This is a genomic window from Streptomyces sp. LHD-70, assembly GCF_031157275.1.
Classification (GTDB): domain Bacteria; phylum Actinomycetota; class Actinomycetes; order Streptomycetales; family Streptomycetaceae; genus Streptomyces.
This window is the reverse complement of record NZ_JAVIFW010000001.1, coordinates 649,803-664,905: the sequence shown is the minus strand read 5'-3', so window position 1 is coordinate 664,905 and position 15,103 is coordinate 649,803. Positions and strand designations below refer to the sequence as shown.

The window sequence follows — 15,103 nt, the reverse complement described above, 5'->3', positions numbered from 1 at the left end:
CTGTGGTTGCTCGCGCGGTTCCCCGCGCCCCTTTCGGGGCACGGGGAACTCGGCGTTTACAGCAACTCCCGCAACCGCTCCGCGAGCAGATCCCAGCGCCACTTCTCCTCGACCCACTCGCGCCCGCGCTCGCCCATACGGCGGCGCAGTTCCGGGTCCTGGAGGAGCGTGACGATGCGGTCGGCGGCCTCCGAGGGGGCACCCCCTCGTACGACCCAGCCCGTCTCGCCGTCGAGCACCGCGTCCGGCGCTCCGCCCGAATCGCCCGCCACCACCGGAAGGCCCGTCGCCGACGCCTCCAGGTAGACGATGCCGAGGCCCTCCACATCGAGGCCGCCGCGGCGCGTGCGGCAGGGCATGGCGAAGACGTCGCCGGCGCCGTAGTGCCCGGGGAGTTCCGCCCAGGGCACCGCGCCCGTGAACCGCACCGACTCCGCCACCCCGGTCTCCGCGGCGAGCCTCCGCAGGTCGTTCTCGTACGGGCCGCCCCCGACGATCAGGAGCACCGCGTCCGGCACCTTCGCGAGGATCGCGGGCAGGGCGCGGATCAACGTGTCCTGACCCTTGCGCGGCACGAGCCGGGAGACGCACACGACCACCGGACGCTCGCTGAGGCCGAGCCGCGCCCTGATCTCGTCGCCGCCGGAGCCCGGGTGGAAGGTCTTCTCGTCGACGCCCGGCGGGAGCTGCACCATGCGGGCGGCGGCCTCGGGGCTGAGCGCGCGGGCGATCCGCGAGCGGGTGTACTCGCCGAGGTACGTGATCGTGTCCGTGGACTCCCCGATCCGCCCCAACAGCCCACGCGCGACGGGGAGTTGGGCCCAGCCCGCCTCGTGTCCGTGCGTGGTGGCGACCAGGCGCTCGGCACCGGCCCTGCGCAGCGCGGGCGCCATCAGGCCGAGCGGCGCCGCCGCCCCGAACCACACCGACGTACAGCCGTGTTCGCGCAGCAGGCCCGCCGCGCGGCGGGTGACGCGGGGCGTCGGGAGCAGCATCGTCGTGCGGTCGCGTACGACCGTGAAGGGCTGCTCGGCGTCGAACGCCGCGGTGGCCTCGGCGCCCTCGCGGCCGCGCTTCCACGTGGAGGCGTAGACGACGAGCCGGTCCGGGTCCAGGCGCAGCGCCATGTTGTGCAGGAAGGCCTGGATGCCGCCGGGGCGGGGCGGGAAGTCGTTGGTCACGATCAGGGTCTTGTGCATCGCCGCCGACAGTACCGAACGGCCGCGCCTCACGCCCCGGCCGATACCCGCCCGGCATCATGACCCCCCGTGCATCTGCGGCTCCTGGCCCTCTGGCTCGCCACCCGGACGTTGCTCCTGCTCTGCGTCCTGAAGGTGGTCACGGTGCCGGGCCCGGACGTCACCAGCGACGTGGAGATCATCTACCGCGGCTGGTACGAGATCCTGCGCACCGGCACCTTCCCGCTGGACGACGTCACCTGGCAGTACCCGCCCGCCGCCGCGCTCGCCGTGCTCTCCCCCGGCCTGCTGCCCTTCCTCGACTACCCGACGGCGTTCTTCACGCTGTGCTGCGGGTGCGACGCGGCGGTGCTCGCCCTGCTCCGGCACGCGGGCGCCCGCCCCGGACGCCGTACGGCGGGGGCCTGGGCATGGACCGTGGGGGTGCCGCTGCTCGGGCCGACGGCGTACGCGCGCTACGACCTGATGGTCACCGCCGTCGCCGTACTGGCGCTGCTCGTGGGAGTACGGCACGCGCGCGTGCTCGCCGTTCTCGCCGCCTTCGGGGCCCTCCTGAAGGTCTGGCCCGCGCTGCTGCTCCTGGGCGTCCCGCGCGGGCCCGGCACGCGCCGCGCGTGGACGGCCGCGGCGCTGACCGCCCTCGGCCTGCTGCTCGCCTTCACCGCCGCGATGCCGGGCGCGCTCGCCTTCCTGGACTTCCAGCGCGACCGGGGCATCGAGGTCGAGTCGGTCGGCGCCCTGGTCCTGCACGTCGCGCGCGCCTTCGGCTGGCCGGGCCGACCGCAGCTCAACTACGGCTCGGTGGAGTTCATCGGCCCGTACGTGCCGCTGGTGAGCGGCGCCGCGCAGGTGCTGACGGTCCTCGGCTTCGGCTGGCTGCTGCTGTGGCGGCTGCGGGCGCGCTCCTGGGCGCCGAGCACGCCGGGCGACGCGGCGTTCGCGGCGGTGCTGCTGTTCACGACGACGAGCCGGGTGATCAGCCCGCAGTACCTGCTGTGGCTCGTGGGGCTCGCGGCCGTCTGCCTCTCCTACCGCGCGGGCCGGATGCGGACGCCTGCCCTGCTCACCCTCGCCGCCACGGGCGTCACGTTCCTGGAGTTCCCCGTCTGGTTCGCGCACGTGGTGGCCGGCGACGCGCTCGGCCTCACGCTGCTCGTGGTCCGCAACGGCCTCCTGGTCGCCGCGACCGTGACCGCGTGCCGCACCCTGTGGCGTCAGACGGTGACCGAACCGGTCCGCACCGGAACCCGCCGGGTGCCCCAACAGCCCGTACGGACCGGCCGGTTGACCGACTCCCGGGACGACGGGACCGTTCAGCCAAGCTCGCGCCGCAGGTAGTCCCGCCACTCCCGGGTGAACGCCTCCGGGCCGAGGCCGAGCACGTCGCGCAGCGCGTCCGCGACCGCGCCGTGGCGCTGCGGATGGGCGCCGACCTTCCGGTAGAAGTCGACGAGCGTGCTCTCGCCGTGCTGCTCGGCGATCATCCGGCACGCCATCCAGCCGCTCTCGTACGCCCGCGCGAGGCGGGCCGCGTCGCCCGCGAAGCCGAACGCCGCGTCGTCCGGCAGCCGTTCCGGCACCCGTCCGGCGCGCACCTCGCGGTGCAGTTCGGGCGCCGCCTGCTCGGCGCTGCGGCCCGTCCCCCGGTACCCGACCCAGTCCGCGTAGCCCTCCGACAGCCACAGCGGGGTCGCCTTCGAGGTGGCCGCGCGCGTCGCCACATGGGTGGTCTCGTGGGTGAGGACGACCTGCTTGCCGAAGTCCCCGAGCAGGTCGTACGACTCGGGGTTGACGATCACCCGGTCCGCGGGGGCCGTCCCGCCGCCGCCCGACTCGCCCGTGGTGACGGCCGCTATGCCCTGGTACGCCGAGGCGGAGGCGCCGAGCAGCCCCGCCATGTCCTTCGTCGAGTCCGGCACCAGGACCACGACGCGTCCCGGCCAGCCCCGCCCCCACGCGCCCTGCACGGCGGGCACCGCGCGGTCGGCGAAGGCCGCGTACCGGCGCAGCCGGGCCTCGCCCTGGCCCACGCCGAGGACCAGGCTGCGCTCGCCGCGCACCGCCGTGACCTCGCCCTGCTCCCACAGCTGCTCCCCGCCGTCCGGCGCCGGCCGCTCCGCCTCGACGTACCAGCGGCCGTCGCGCCGGCTCAGGTCGAGGGTGCGCTGGACGGTGACCGGGGCGCGGTCGTGGCCCGCGATGCGGTAGTCGAGGGCGGCCGTGGCGGTGGCGCCGGTGCGGGTGCGGTCGAGCCGGGTGAGCCGGTACTCCCAGGAGCTGAGCGGGACTTGCGCGAGGTGGTCGAACTCGTCGTCGGCCCCGCCGGTCGCCTCGTACGCCTCCTCGTCCCGGTCGAGCACGGCCTCCGCGCGCCGCTGCAGCAGCCCCTCGACGGCGCGGGCGGCGGAGTCCTGCGGGTCCGGCGCGGAGCAGGACGTGCCGAGGAGGAGCACGACCAGAGCCGCCCCCACCATCCGCCCGCACCACGCCCGACCCGCCATCCCACCGATCGTACGAGCCTGGAAGCCCTGAAAGGGGCGCGGGGAACTGCGCGAACAACCACAGCCGAACCGCAAGCCGCAAACGAACCCAGCAGCCCCACGGCGAGCGGGCGCTCATCCAGGGGCGCGGGGAACTGCGCAACCGGCCACCGACGGACCGCAAGCCGCGAACGAAACCCACCGCCCCACGGCCAGTGGGCGCTTTCCCAGGGGCGCGGGGAACTGCGCGACAAGCCACGGGCGGCAGCAAGCCGCGAAACCGCCGCAGCCCCCACGGCGAGCGGGGCGCGCTCAGACCCGCGTGACGCCCGAGACCGGCATCATCCCGACCGGGTCATACCGCACCGACGCCCCCGGGTACGGGGCATGCACGACCTGCCCCCCACCCATGTACATCCCGATGTGGCTCGCGTCGTCGCGGTACGTCACGAGGTCGCCGGGCCGGGCCTCCGCGAGGGAGACCTGGCGGCCCGCGCCCCGCTGGCCCTGCGAGGTGCGCGGCAGTCCGACTCCCGCCTGCCCGTACGCCCACTGGGTCAGGCCCGAACAGTCGAAGCCGTTGGGCCCGTTGGCGCCCCAGACGTACGGGCGGCCGATGGCCTGGCGGATCGCGGCGACGGCAGCCGCGGCCCGGTCCGAGGACGGGGTGCCGGTGAGCGCGGGGATCCCGGCGGCGCCGGAACCCTCGGCGAAGGCCGCGCGCTCGGCGGGCGAGAGGGAGTTGAGCAGCCGCTGGGCCTTGGCGAGCTTGGCCTCGACCTGGCGCTTGTGCCGGGCGACGGCCTTCCTCGACGCCTCCAGGTCGGCGAGCTTGCCGGTGGCCTCCTCGCGTTCCTGGGCGAGTTCGCGCTGGGCGGTACGCAGCTTGTCGAGCTTCGCGGCCTGGCGGGCGTTGATCCGGTCCAGGGTCGAGGACTTGGCGAGGTAGCCGTCGGGGTCCTCGGAGAGCATCAGGGCGAGCGTCGGGTCGATGCCGCCCGAGCGGTACTGCGCGCCGGCCAGCGAACCGAGCGCGCCCCGCATGGTGTTGATGCGCTCCTGGCCGCGGGCGACGCTGTCCTTGGCGTGGGCGATCTCGCGACGCAGCCGGTCGGCCCGCTCGTCCGCCTTGTCGTACGCCTGAGTCGCCCGCTCCGCCTCCTCGAAGAGCCGGTCGACCTCGGCCTTGGTGGCGGCCGGGGTCGCCTGCGGGTCGGCGGTGGCGGTCGGTGCGGTGAGGGCGGCGGCCGCGGTGGCCGCGGCGGCGGACAGCAGGGCCGCGCGGGTGCTGCGGTCACGGCCGGGACCGAGCTGCGAAGGACGGCGATGGGACGCCACGGGGTACGTCTCTCCTTCCCTCGCCGCTGCGTCCACCGCCTCGCGGCGGCGGAACTGCCAGGGGAACAGCGGCGGTGCGGACGTCCGCCGCGGCCGGGGCCACGGTTCCGGTCTGCCGTTCCGCGGCGCGGAGCGGCTCCCGGCGGGTTCCTGCTTCACGGGCCGGGCCCGGGACTCGTATCCCGGCCGAAGAGGCCTCCACAGGCGTCACTTCCCGCCAGTCCGGCGGTAGGTCCGACGGCTCTCGCCGACGAACAGCCGGGAAGCTATCACCGCGACGCGCACCCACCGGCGCGTCCACACGGGCCCGGGAACGCCGAAGCCCCGCTGTCCACGCAGGTGGACGGCGGGGCGCCGGGTCGGCACACGATCGGTGAATTCGCCCGTTCGGAGGGCGTGTTGGGACGTTCCGTACGGCCTTGCGGCCTCAGATGCGGACGCCGAACATGTACGGCATGTTGTTGATCGACTCGTAGCGCACGCTTGCGCCGGGCTTCGGGGCGTGCACAATCTGGCCGTTGCCCGCGTAGAACCCGACGTGGTGCAGGTCGCTGTAGAAGATGACCAGGTCACCGGGCCTGAGGTCGCTCTGCGAGGCGATCCGCGTACCGGCGTTGGCCTGGTCCTGCGAGATACGCGGGATGGAGACGCCGGCCTGTGCGAACGACCACTGGGTCAGGCCCGAGCAGTCGAAGGAGCTGGGGCCGGTGGCGCCGTAGACGTACGGCGTGCCGATCTTGCCCTTGGCGATGCTGAGCGCGGCTGCACCTCGCTGCGAGGCGGGCACGGCATTGCCCAGGTCGGCACGGTCGCCGGCGTCGCGGCTGGCGCGCTCCTCCTCGGCGGCCATCGCCGCGCGCTCCTTGGCGGAGAGGGTGTTGAGGAGCTTCTGGGCCTCGCCGAGCTTGCCCTGGACTTCCTTCTTCTTCTCGCCCAGTTCCTTGCGGGTGTCCTCGAGGTCCTTGAGCTTGCCGGAGGCCTCGGAGCGCTGCTGGGCGAGGGTCCGCTGCTTCGACTGGATCTTCTGGAGGGCGTCGGCCTGCTTGCTCGTCAGCTGGTCGAGCGAGGAGGCCTTGTCGAGGTAGGAGTCCGGGTCGGACGAGAGGAAGAGCTGCACGGAGGGGTCGATGCCACCGGAGCGGTACTGCGCGCTGGCCAGCGAACCTATGCCGGAACGCAGCTCGTTGAGCTCGTCCTGACCGCGGGCGACCTTGTCCTGCAGGTCGTCGATCTGGTCCTCGAGCTTGTCCTGCTGCTCCTTGGCGCCGTTGTACTTCTCGGTCGCCTTCTCGGCCTCTTCGTAGAGCTTGTCGACCTTGGCCTTGACTTCCTTCTTGCTCGGCTTGGGGTCGGCGTGCGCGGCCTGCGAAGTGAGCGCGACGGCAGCTGCGGCGGTTGCGGTGAGCACGGTCACGCGCGTGCGGCTCGGCTGCTTCGGTCGACGGTGGGACGCCACGGGGGCGGCTCCTTCTTCCTCCAGCCGCCTACCGATCGCGGTGGGCGGGACCCCCACCGACACTCCTGATGAGTGATCAACCGAGCGGAGGTTCGAGCCCAGACACTAAGTGACCTCATCGTGATCCTTCAAATCATGCCGGAGAAATTCTCGCCCGCGAAGGCGATTCTTTACTTTCAACGCACCTGCTGTGATGCGGACTTGACGCGGCGTGACGCCGAAGGCTCGCCAAATCGGGCATACGGGGCAGGAGTTGCCTACTTCCTCGAATGCCGCGAGCGGGGCGTGATCGGTGCACCGCGGGTTCCTCCAGAAGGTGAACGCCACCGATAGGGGCGCGGGGAACTGCGCGACAAGCCACGACGGCGCCGCAGCCGAACGACGGCAAAAAGGAAGCCCGTCCGGCGCCTTGAGGACGAGCCCGAGGGCGATCAACGGTGCCCGAGCCGACGGTGCCGGACCTACCCCCGGGACAACCGCTTCAGCAGCACCACCGAAGCCACCGGCCGCGCCCCCGCCCGGGCGATCCCGTCCGCCACCTCACGGTCCGTGGACACGACCGTGACCGGCCGCCCCGCCGGTTCCGCGCGGACGAGTTGGCGGATCAGCTCGTCCGCCGTGACCCCGGGCTTCGAGAAGAGGACGCGCACCCCGCGCGGCGGCGCGAGCAGCACCGGGGCCGCCAGCTCCGCACCGTCGAAGACGCAGGTGACCTCGGCGCCGGTCTGCGCGGCCAGCGTGGAGAGCGAACCGAGCAGCCGCAGCCGCTGCTTCTCCAACGGCATCGTGGGATAGCCGGTCTTGGTGACGTTGTACCCGTCCACGACCAGGTGGGCCTGGGGCAGCGCGAGCAGCTGGTCGAGGATCGCCGGGTCGTTCTCGGACAGGGCGCGGGCCGCGATGTCCTTGGGCGTCATCCGGCCGGGCTCGACCGCGTCGACGGTCTCCGCGGGCCGTACGGACACGGGCGGCAGGGCGAGTTCGCGGCGCAGGCCCTGCGTGGACTCCAGGAGGGTGTCGAGCAGCAGCCGGACCCGCATGTCCTCCACGGACCGGCCCTCGCGGCTGGCCTTGCGGCTCGCTTCGAGGGCGGACTCCGCCTCGCCGAGCCGGGCCTTGAGGCGGCGGGCCTCGCTGTCGGCGGCGGAGAGCTGGGTGTGCGTCTCGGCGCGCAGCGCCTCGGTCTCGGCGGTGGCCTTGCGCAGGGCCGCCTCGCCGCGCTTGACGTCACTGAGTGCCGCGCGCAGCTTGCGGTGCAGCGACTCGGCCTCGCGCTTGGCGGTGTCGAGTTCGGCGCGCAGCCGTTCCGTCTCGGAGCGGGACTTGTCCCGCGCCTCGGCCAGTTCGCGGCGCAGCCGGTCCAGTTCCGAGCGGGTCTCCTCGCCCACCCGCTCGGCGTCGGCGCGCTGCGCCTCCTCGCCTGCGGCGGTGACCGACTTGACCCAGCCGACGGGCCGCAGGACGTACGCGGCGGCCGCGACGTCCAGCGGGTCGGCGGCGGGCGGCGGGGTGCCGGCGTCGAGCGCGGCGGCGAGTTCGGGCTGTGCCTCGCGGAGGCGTTCGCCGATGCGCTGCCGGAAGAGGGTCTCGCTCTCCAGGGCCGCTGCCATCGCGTTGCCCGCGAACTTCAGGCGCCGGGTGGGGGTGAAGCGTGCGTACTGCCGTAGCTGGGCGGGGAGTTCGCCGACGGTCAGGCCGCCGAAGCCCTCCGCGGCGATCGCGATGACGCGGCGGCGTACGCCCTCGGGCAGCGGACGGTCGAGCGTCTCGGCGGGGCCGTCGGCCGCGCCGGCGGTCTCGTCGGCACCGGAGCCCCGCTCACCTGCCTCCACCATCCGTCACCCCACTTGCTGTGGGCGGGACCCCTCAGGATTCCGCGCCCGGCCTGTCCACCAACTCGATCTGGTCCACCGCGTTGCACCAGCGGCAGCGCACGGACTCGATGGTCTCACTGACCACCTCACGTTCCTCCACCTTCGGCTCACCGGCCAGGTCGAGGTGGACGTACTCCACCACCTTCGACGACCGCGTGACGTCGAAACGCGTGAGGTTGCCGCACAGCGTGCAGCGCCAGCGGGTGGTGTCGGTCGGCAGGGGAACCGTCATCGCGCTTGTGCGCCTTTCCTCGGGTCGTGCTCACTCGGGTCGTGCTCATTCGGGACGTGCTCGGTGGGAAACACTCCGTTTCAACCCTACGGCCTGCCGGAGGGCCCGGGTACGCCGTGTCCACGGGCCGGTACGGCGAGGCGGTCTGCCCCGCGCGGCCCCGTTACGTCAGGATCTGTCCCATGATCGCGGAACGGGGAGCGGCCGGCGGACCGCCCGGGAAGAACAAGGCCGAGAAGAGCCGGCGCGAGTCCAGCCCCGCCGCCCAGGCCGTCAAGCAGTTGCTCCTCGGCAACGGCCCGATCGTCACGTACACCCTGGTCGCCCTCTACTGCGCGGTGTTCGTGCTCTCCCCGTCCTCCGGTCTGAACGCCACGTACGGCACCGGCGAGGAGCTGCTCGCCGCGCAGCGCGGCTACTTCCACCGCTGGGGGGTGATCCCGGCCGAGCTGTTGACCGGTGCGCCGCGGGCCGCGCTGACCCCGCTCACCGCGCTGTTCGTGCACGGCAGCTGGCTGCATCTGCTCGGCAACGTGCTGTTCCTGTGCGTGTTCGGGGTGATGGTCGAGGAGCGGATGGGCCACCTCCAGTTCGCCCTCTTCTATCTGGGCTGCGGCGCCCTCGCGCTCTGCGCGTACGCGATGGCGAACGCGGACTCGCAGGCGACCCTCGTCGGCGCCTCCGGGGCGATCTCGGCGGTGCTCGGCGCGTTTCTGCGGCTGTTCCCGAAGGCCCGGGTGACCAGCCTCTTCCCCTTCCTGTTCTTTCTGCCGCTGCGTTTTCCCGCCTGGATCGTGCTGCCGTTCTGGGTGGCCCTGCAGTGGGTGGCGGCCCAGCGCGACACGGGCGGCCCGGGGGTCGCGTATCTGGCGCACCTGGTGGGGTTCTCGCTCGGCTTCGTCTACGCGTGGGTGCGTTATCCCCGTACGGCTAGAGTGAAAGCCACTGCGACGGCCACCGAGGGAGACAGTCAGCCGTGATCACCGCGATCGTGCTCATCAAGACCAGCGTGGACCGGATCCCGGAGATCGCCGAGTCGATCGCCGCGCTGGACAGCGTCAGCGAGGTCTTCTCCGTGACCGGTACGTACGACCTGATCGCCATGGTGCGGGTCGCGCGCCACGACGACCTGGCGGACGTGATCCCCGGCCGGATCAGCAAGATCCCCGGCGTGGAGGGCACGGACACGCATGTGGCGTTCCGCACGTACTCCCAGCACGACCTCGAGGCGGCCTTCGCCATCGGGCTCGACTCCTAGCCGACCCGCAACGGCTTCGAACGACTTCGTACGTCATGAGCGGCGCCGGATGAAGGTCCTTTCATCTTCGGCTCATGCTGGCGCCGCCCCCCGTACCGCACGCTCGATGCATGGCCTTCTCCCACCGCATGGCGGCCCTCGCCGCGGTCGTCGCGATTCCGCTCGGCATCGCGGCGACCAGCTACGCCCTCACCGACAGCCCCGAGCCGCCCAAGGCGCCGCCCAAGCTGGAGCTGGAGAGCGGTTCGCCGACCCCGTCCGTCTCGGGTTCCGGCTCCCCGAAGCCGGAGCCGACGCCCAGCGACGAGGTGGTCTCCCGGCCGCCGGTGAGCGACGGCCCGACGGGCGACGACGATGACGGCGCGGACGACGCCGACGACGACGCCGCCGACAACGACCGGTCCGAGCGTGGTGCGGGAGACCGTGACGACGGCTGAACCCGGGCCCGCGCGGTGGATTTCCGCGCGCGTCAGGATCCTGCTCTGGCTGCTCGTCGTGATGACCGTGGCGCTCGCCGCGGTCGCCGGGACCACCCGTTCCGTCCTGGTCCGCGACGTCGACCACCGCATCGCACGGCTGCTCGCCCAGGAGACCAGCGAGTTCACCAACTTCGAGGCGCAGGGCTTCGACCCGGAGACGGGCCGCCCGTTCACCGACCCGGACCGGCTGATCCACGTCTTCCTGGAACGGCAGTACGCCGACAACGACGAGGAGCTGCTCGGCCTGGTCGCCCGCGAGGGCCTGCCCCCCGCCCAGCGCGTGCAGCAGCGCGACATCCCGGTCGAGCGGCCGCTGCACAAGGACGCCGCCGCCCGCCGCGCGATCTTCGAGACCGACGAGGCGACCGGCACCCTGCACCGTCCCGAGGGCGAGATCCGCTGGGCCAAGGTGAGCGTCGCCCGGCACGGCGGCGAACCCGAGGCGGCGTTCGTGGTCGCCTTCCACCCGGGGAACGAACTCGCCCGCGTGGACGAGGTGTTCCGCCTGATGCTCGCGATCTCGGGCGTCGCCCTGCTGATGACGACGGGCATCGGCTGGGCCGTCGCGGGCCGCATCCTCAAGCCGGTACGCACGGTCCGCGCCGCCGCCGCCGAGCTGACCGAGCAGGACCTGACCCAGCGCATCCCGGTGCAGGGCCGCGACGACGTGGCGGCGCTCGCCGAGACGTTCAACGCGATGCTGGACCGCCTGGAGCGGGCCTTCGCCGCGCAGCGCGAGTTCGTCGACGACGCCGGGCACGAGCTGCGCACCCCGATCACCATCGTCCGGGGCCACTTGGAGCTGATGGGCGACGATCCGGCGGAGCGCGAGGAGACCGTCCGCCTCGTCACCGACGAGCTGGACCGGATGAGCCGGATCGTCGAGGACCTGCTGCTGCTCGCCAAGGCCGAGCGGCCGGACTTCGTGACCCCGGCGCCGGTACAGCTCGCGGAGCTCACCGCCGATGTCTTCGTCAAGGCCCGCACCCTCGGCGAGCGCGACTGGCAGTTGCCCGAAGTGGCCGACGGCGAGGCCGAGTTGGACGCCCAGCGGATCACGCAGGCGATGGTCCAGCTGGCCCAGAACGCGGTCCAGCACACCACCGCGGGCCAGACCATCCGCATCGGCTCCCGGCTCAGCGGCCGGCGCGTCGAGCTGTACGTCGCCGACTCCGGCCCGGGCGTGCAGCCGCAGGACGCCGAGGTGATCTTCGAGCGGTTCCGGCGGGGCACGGCCCGGCGCGGCGCCCGTACGACCGGGGCGGGGCTCGGCCTGTCCATCGTGCGGGCCATCGCCGAGGGCCACCGGGGCGGGGTGCGGCTCGCCGCCCGGGGCCCGGGCGACACGGACGCCGGGGCCACTTTCGTACTCGATCTGCCGCTGGAGGAAGACCGGTGAACCGGATTCTGATCGTCGAGGACGAGGACCGCATCGCCTCGTTCATCGAGAAGGGCCTGCGCGCCAACGGCTTCACCACCACCGTGGTCGGCGACGGCGACGCGGCCTACGACTACGCCCTGACCGGCGGCTTCGACCTGATCGTGCTGGACATCGGGCTGCCGGGCCGGGACGGCTTCACGGTCCTGCGGCAGCTGCGCGAGGCCCGCGTCACGGTCCCCGTCATCGTGCTGACCGCACGCGACTCCGTACGGGACACAGTGGCCGGCCTGGAGGGCGGCGCCGACGACTGGATGACCAAGCCGTTCCGCTTCGAGGAGCTGCTCGCCCGGGTCCGGCTGCGGCTTCGCACCGCGGCCCGCGCCCCGGAGGTGACGGTGCTGCGCAGCGGCGAGCTGAGCCTGGATCTGCGCACCCGCAGGGCCCGTTCGGGAACGCGGACGGTGGACCTCACGGCCCGCGAGTTCGTGCTGCTCGAACTGTTCCTGCGCCACCCCGGCCAGGTCCTGGCCCGCGAGCAGATCCTGTCCCACGTCTGGGGCTACGACTTCGACCCGGGCTCCAACATCGTCGACGTGTACGTCCGCGCGCTGCGCAAGAAGCTCGGCGCGGAGCGAGTGGAGACGGTACGCGGGATGGGGTACCGGCTGCCGGGGCCGTGACCTGCTCTCAGGCGCCGCCCCGCCTTCGGTGAAGTTACCTTCATTTACGGCTCATTGGAGGCTCACGCCCGCCGCGAAGACTGTTCAGCGTGACAGTGAACTTCCGGCAAGCGGCAACCCTCTGCGTGGCGCTGACCATCTGCGGGCTGCTGCTCGTCCCCACCAACTTCCCCGGCCTCGGCGGCGACGCCCGTCTGACCCTCGCCGTGTTCGCGCTGGCGACCTGCGCGTGGATCGGTACGCCGATCGACGACACGTACATCGCGCTCGGCGCCGGGCTCGCGCTCACCGCGACCGGGGTGATCAGCAGCGACACCCTCTTCGGCACACTGGGCGACGAGACGGTGTGGCTGCTGATCTGCGCGTTCGTGCTCGCCGCGGCCGTGGCGCGCACCGGGCTCGCGGGGCGGGCGGCGGCGTTCCTGGTGTCGGGGGCCCGCAGCGTACGGCAGTTGACGCATCTGACGACCGCCGCGCTCGTCGTGACCGCCTTCGCGGTGCCGGCCACCTCGGGCCGCGCCGCCCTGGCCCTGCCCGTGTTCCTGGCGCTCGCGAAGGTGCTGGCCGACCGTAAGCGCCTGGTCGTGATGCTGGCGCTGCTCTTCCCGACCGTGATCCTGCTGTCGGCGGTCGCGACGCTGATCGGCGCGGGCGCCCATCTGATCACCGTGTCGGTCCTGTGGGAGGCGACCGGTGACCGGATCGGCTTCACCCAGTGGCTGCTGCTCGGCCTGCCGCTGGCAGTCGCCTCGTCCCATCTGGCCGCGGAACTGGTCCTGTTGACGACCACCCGGCGGGCGGACCGGCGCGGCCCGGTCCGGATCACCGCCGACCAGATACAGGAGCACAGCGAGCAGCCCGTCACCGGCCCGCTCTCCTCCGCCGAGGCGCGCTGCGCGCTGCTGCTCGGCACGGTCGTGGCGCTGTGGTGCAGCGAGCCGCTGCACCAGGCCCCGCCCGCCGTGGTCGCGTTGATCGGCGCGGTCGTCGCGGCCTCCCCCGCGCTCGGCACCGTACGCCTCAAGGACGCCCTGAAGACCGTTCCCTGGGCGCTGCTGCTCTTCATGGCCGCGACGATGGCGATGGGCGTGGCCCTGGCCGACTCGGGCGCGGCGAAGTGGCTGGTCTCGGGGTTGCCGGTGACGGTGCCGCCGTGGCTGTTCCTCGCCGTGGTCATCCTGCTCAGCACGGCCGCCCACCTGATCCTGCAGTCCCGCTCGGCCCGCTCGTCGGTCCTGGTCCCGCTGGTCGTGGCGGCGGCGGTCGGGGCGGGCGTCAACCCGGTGGCCGCCGCGCTCGCCTCCACGGCCGCCGCGGGCTTCTGCCACACGCTGCCCGCCTCGGCGAAGCCCGTGACGCTCTTCTCCGAGCTGCCGGGCACACCCACGTACACCCCGCGCGACCTGCTGCGCCTCTCCGCCGTCCTGGCCCCGGCGACCGCCGCGCTCGTCCTGCTCTTCGCGCTCTTTGTCTGGCCGCTGCTCGGCGTGCCGGTCCTGAACCCCTGAACCTGCCGAACTCTTCGAGGAGTTGGACGATGATGCTGACCCGAATCGCCGTAGCCCCCAGCGGCTTCAAGGAGTCCCTGTCCGCCCAGGCCGCCGCCGAGGCCATCGCCGCGGGGGTGCGCCGCGTCGTCCCGCACGCCGAGGTCGACCTGATCCCGCTGGTCGACGGCGGCGAGGGCACCGCGGCCACGCTCGCCTCGGCCACCGGCGGCCGGCTCGTCGCCCTGCCGGCCACCGGCCCGGTCGGCGAGCGGATCGGCACGCACTTCGCGCTGCTCGACGGGGACACGGCGGTGGTCGAGATGGCCGCGGTCGCCGGTCTCTCCCTGGTCCCGCGCACCCTGCGCGACCCGGGCGCCACGACCACGTACGGCGTCGGCGAGCTGATCCGCGCCGCCCTGGACACGGGCGTACGACGCATCCTGGTCGGCTGCGGCGACTCCGGTACGTCGGACGGCGGCGCCGGCGCCCTGCAAGCCCTCGGCGCCCGACTTCTCACCGCCAGGGGGTACGAACTCCCGCGCGGCGGCAGCGAGTTGAGCCGCCTCGACCGCGTCGACCCGACCGGACTCGACCCGCGTCTGAAGGACGTCGAACTCCAGGTCGCCTGCAACCCGTTCAATGTGCTGTGCGGGGAGCGCGGCGTCGCCCGCGTCTTCGGTCCGCAGAAGGGCGCGAGCCCCGAGCAGGTGGAGGAGCTGTCGGCGGGCCTGGAGCGCTGGGCGTACGTACTGGAACGCGACCTCGCCGCGACCGACCTGCGCGAAGGCCCCGGCACCGGCGCGTCCGGCGGCCTCGGCGCGGGCCTGGCCGCCCTGGGCGCCCAGCTGCTCCCCCGCTTCGACGTCCTCCTCGACCACCTGGACCTGGACGCCCGCCTGGCCCGCGCCGACCTGGTCGTCACCGCGGAGGGCGCCCTGGACCACCAGACCCCGCGCGGCAAGGTCCCGGCCGAAGTGGCCCGCCGCGCCAAGCAGTCCGGCCGCCCGGTCCTGGCCCTCGCGGGCACGATCGGCGAGGGCGCCCATCAGGTCCGGGCAGCGGGCGTGGACGCGTACAGCTCGATCCTCCCGGCCCCGGTGTCGCTGCCGGAGGCGCTGGGCCGGGGCGGGGAGTTCCTCACGGACGCCACGGAACGGGCGCTCAGGATGGTGCTGTTGGGAGCTCGGCTCGTGGCGTGAACTTCAGTCGCCCTGCTGGGGGCGCCCCATAGGGGCG

The 15,103-nt window shown here is 73.2% G+C and carries 14 protein-coding genes; 8 read left to right on the top strand and 6 right to left on the bottom strand.

Features of this window, described 5'->3' with window-relative positions; all coding sequences use genetic code 11:
• Positions 1–56: 56 nt before the first annotated feature.
• Positions 57–1,199: a glycosyltransferase family 4 protein gene (locus RCO28_RS02985; protein ID WP_308939314.1), complete on the bottom strand. Its 1,143-nt coding sequence runs from the start codon at positions 1,197–1,199 to the stop codon at positions 57–59.
• Positions 1,200–1,268: 69 nt separating this feature from the next.
• Between RCO28_RS02985 and RCO28_RS02980 the strand changes: the two genes are divergently transcribed.
• Positions 1,269–2,537: a glycosyltransferase family 87 protein gene (locus RCO28_RS02980; protein WP_308939313.1), complete on the top strand. Its 1,269-nt coding sequence runs from the start codon at positions 1,269–1,271 to the stop codon at positions 2,535–2,537.
• Here the strand turns inward: RCO28_RS02980 and RCO28_RS02975 are convergent.
• The 5 genes from RCO28_RS02975 to RCO28_RS02955 form a co-directional block, all read right to left on the bottom strand.
• Complete coding sequence (locus RCO28_RS02975; protein ID WP_308939312.1) at positions 2,513–3,700, bottom strand: hypothetical protein; 1,188 nt, start codon at positions 3,698–3,700, stop codon at positions 2,513–2,515. The genes RCO28_RS02980 and RCO28_RS02975 overlap by 25 nt on opposite strands.
• 291 nt (positions 3,701–3,991) lie before the next feature.
• Complete coding sequence (locus RCO28_RS02970; RefSeq protein ID WP_308939311.1) at positions 3,992–5,017, bottom strand: NlpC/P60 family protein; 1,026 nt, start codon at positions 5,015–5,017, stop codon at positions 3,992–3,994.
• 427 nt (positions 5,018–5,444) lie between these two features.
• Positions 5,445–6,473 (bottom strand): NlpC/P60 family protein, encoded by a 1,029-nt coding sequence (locus tag RCO28_RS02965; RefSeq protein WP_308939310.1) that lies wholly within the window; start codon positions 6,471–6,473, stop codon positions 5,445–5,447.
• Positions 6,474–6,934: 461 nt separating this feature from the next.
• Complete coding sequence (locus tag RCO28_RS02960) at positions 6,935–8,308, bottom strand: NYN domain-containing protein (protein WP_308939309.1); 1,374 nt, start codon at positions 8,306–8,308, stop codon at positions 6,935–6,937.
• A 31-nt stretch (positions 8,309–8,339) separates the two neighbouring features.
• On the bottom strand, positions 8,340–8,579 hold the full coding sequence (locus RCO28_RS02955; protein ID WP_161699610.1) for a hypothetical protein: 240 nt from the start codon (positions 8,577–8,579) through the stop codon (positions 8,340–8,342).
• A 182-nt stretch (positions 8,580–8,761) separates the two neighbouring features.
• On the opposite strand from RCO28_RS02955, the gene RCO28_RS02950 reads away from it, so the two are divergent.
• The 7 genes from RCO28_RS02950 to RCO28_RS02920 all read left to right on the top strand — a co-directional run bounded on the left by RCO28_RS02950 (position 8,762) and on the right by RCO28_RS02920 (position 15,066).
• Positions 8,762–9,559, top strand: coding sequence for a rhomboid family intramembrane serine protease (locus RCO28_RS02950; RefSeq protein ID WP_308939308.1), 798 nt, complete (start codon positions 8,762–8,764; stop codon positions 9,557–9,559).
• On the top strand, positions 9,556–9,837 hold the full coding sequence (locus tag RCO28_RS02945) for an Lrp/AsnC family transcriptional regulator (protein ID WP_161699606.1): 282 nt from the start codon (positions 9,556–9,558) through the stop codon (positions 9,835–9,837). Before RCO28_RS02950 ends, RCO28_RS02945 begins: the two co-directional genes overlap by 4 nt.
• A 110-nt stretch (positions 9,838–9,947) precedes the next feature.
• Positions 9,948–10,274 carry a small secreted hydrophilic protein gene (locus RCO28_RS02940; RefSeq protein ID WP_308939307.1) on the top strand — a complete coding sequence of 109 codons (327 nt, stop codon included), beginning with the start codon at positions 9,948–9,950 and terminating at the stop codon, positions 10,272–10,274.
• Positions 10,261–11,715 carry an ATP-binding protein gene (locus tag RCO28_RS02935; protein WP_308939306.1) on the top strand — a complete coding sequence of 485 codons (1,455 nt, stop codon included), beginning with the start codon at positions 10,261–10,263 and terminating at the stop codon, positions 11,713–11,715. Before RCO28_RS02940 ends, RCO28_RS02935 begins: the two co-directional genes overlap by 14 nt.
• Positions 11,712–12,377, top strand: coding sequence for a response regulator transcription factor (locus RCO28_RS02930; RefSeq protein WP_308939305.1), 666 nt, complete (start codon positions 11,712–11,714; stop codon positions 12,375–12,377). Before RCO28_RS02935 ends, RCO28_RS02930 begins: the two co-directional genes overlap by 4 nt.
• A gap of 89 nt (positions 12,378–12,466) precedes the next feature.
• The gene (locus RCO28_RS02925) at positions 12,467–13,885 is read left to right on the top strand and encodes an SLC13 family permease (RefSeq protein ID WP_308939304.1); all 1,419 of its coding nucleotides are present in this window, start codon (positions 12,467–12,469) and stop codon (positions 13,883–13,885) included.
• Between the two features lie 32 nt (positions 13,886–13,917).
• Entirely contained in the window at positions 13,918–15,066 is a 1,149-nt protein-coding gene (locus RCO28_RS02920) for a glycerate kinase (RefSeq protein ID WP_308939680.1), read from the top strand.
• The last annotated feature ends 37 nt before the right edge of the window (positions 15,067–15,103 follow it).

Coding starts and splice junctions, on each gene's coding strand:
- RCO28_RS02920 (WP_308939680.1), top strand. CDS start 13,918: ATGCTGACCCGAATCGCCGTAGCCCCCAGCGGCTTCAAGGAGTCCCTG.
- RCO28_RS02960 (WP_308939309.1), bottom strand. CDS start 8,308: ATGGTGGAGGCAGGTGAGCGGGGCTCCGGTGCCGACGAGACCGCCGGC.
- RCO28_RS02950 (WP_308939308.1), top strand. CDS start 8,762: ATGATCGCGGAACGGGGAGCGGCCGGCGGACCGCCCGGGAAGAACAAG.
- RCO28_RS02985 (WP_308939314.1), bottom strand. CDS start 1,199: ATGCACAAGACCCTGATCGTGACCAACGACTTCCCGCCCCGCCCCGGC.
- RCO28_RS02975 (WP_308939312.1), bottom strand. CDS start 3,700: ATGGCGGGTCGGGCGTGGTGCGGGCGGATGGTGGGGGCGGCTCTGGTC.
- RCO28_RS02955 (WP_161699610.1), bottom strand. CDS start 8,579: ATGACGGTTCCCCTGCCGACCGACACCACCCGCTGGCGCTGCACGCTG.
- RCO28_RS02940 (WP_308939307.1), top strand. CDS start 9,948: ATGGCCTTCTCCCACCGCATGGCGGCCCTCGCCGCGGTCGTCGCGATT.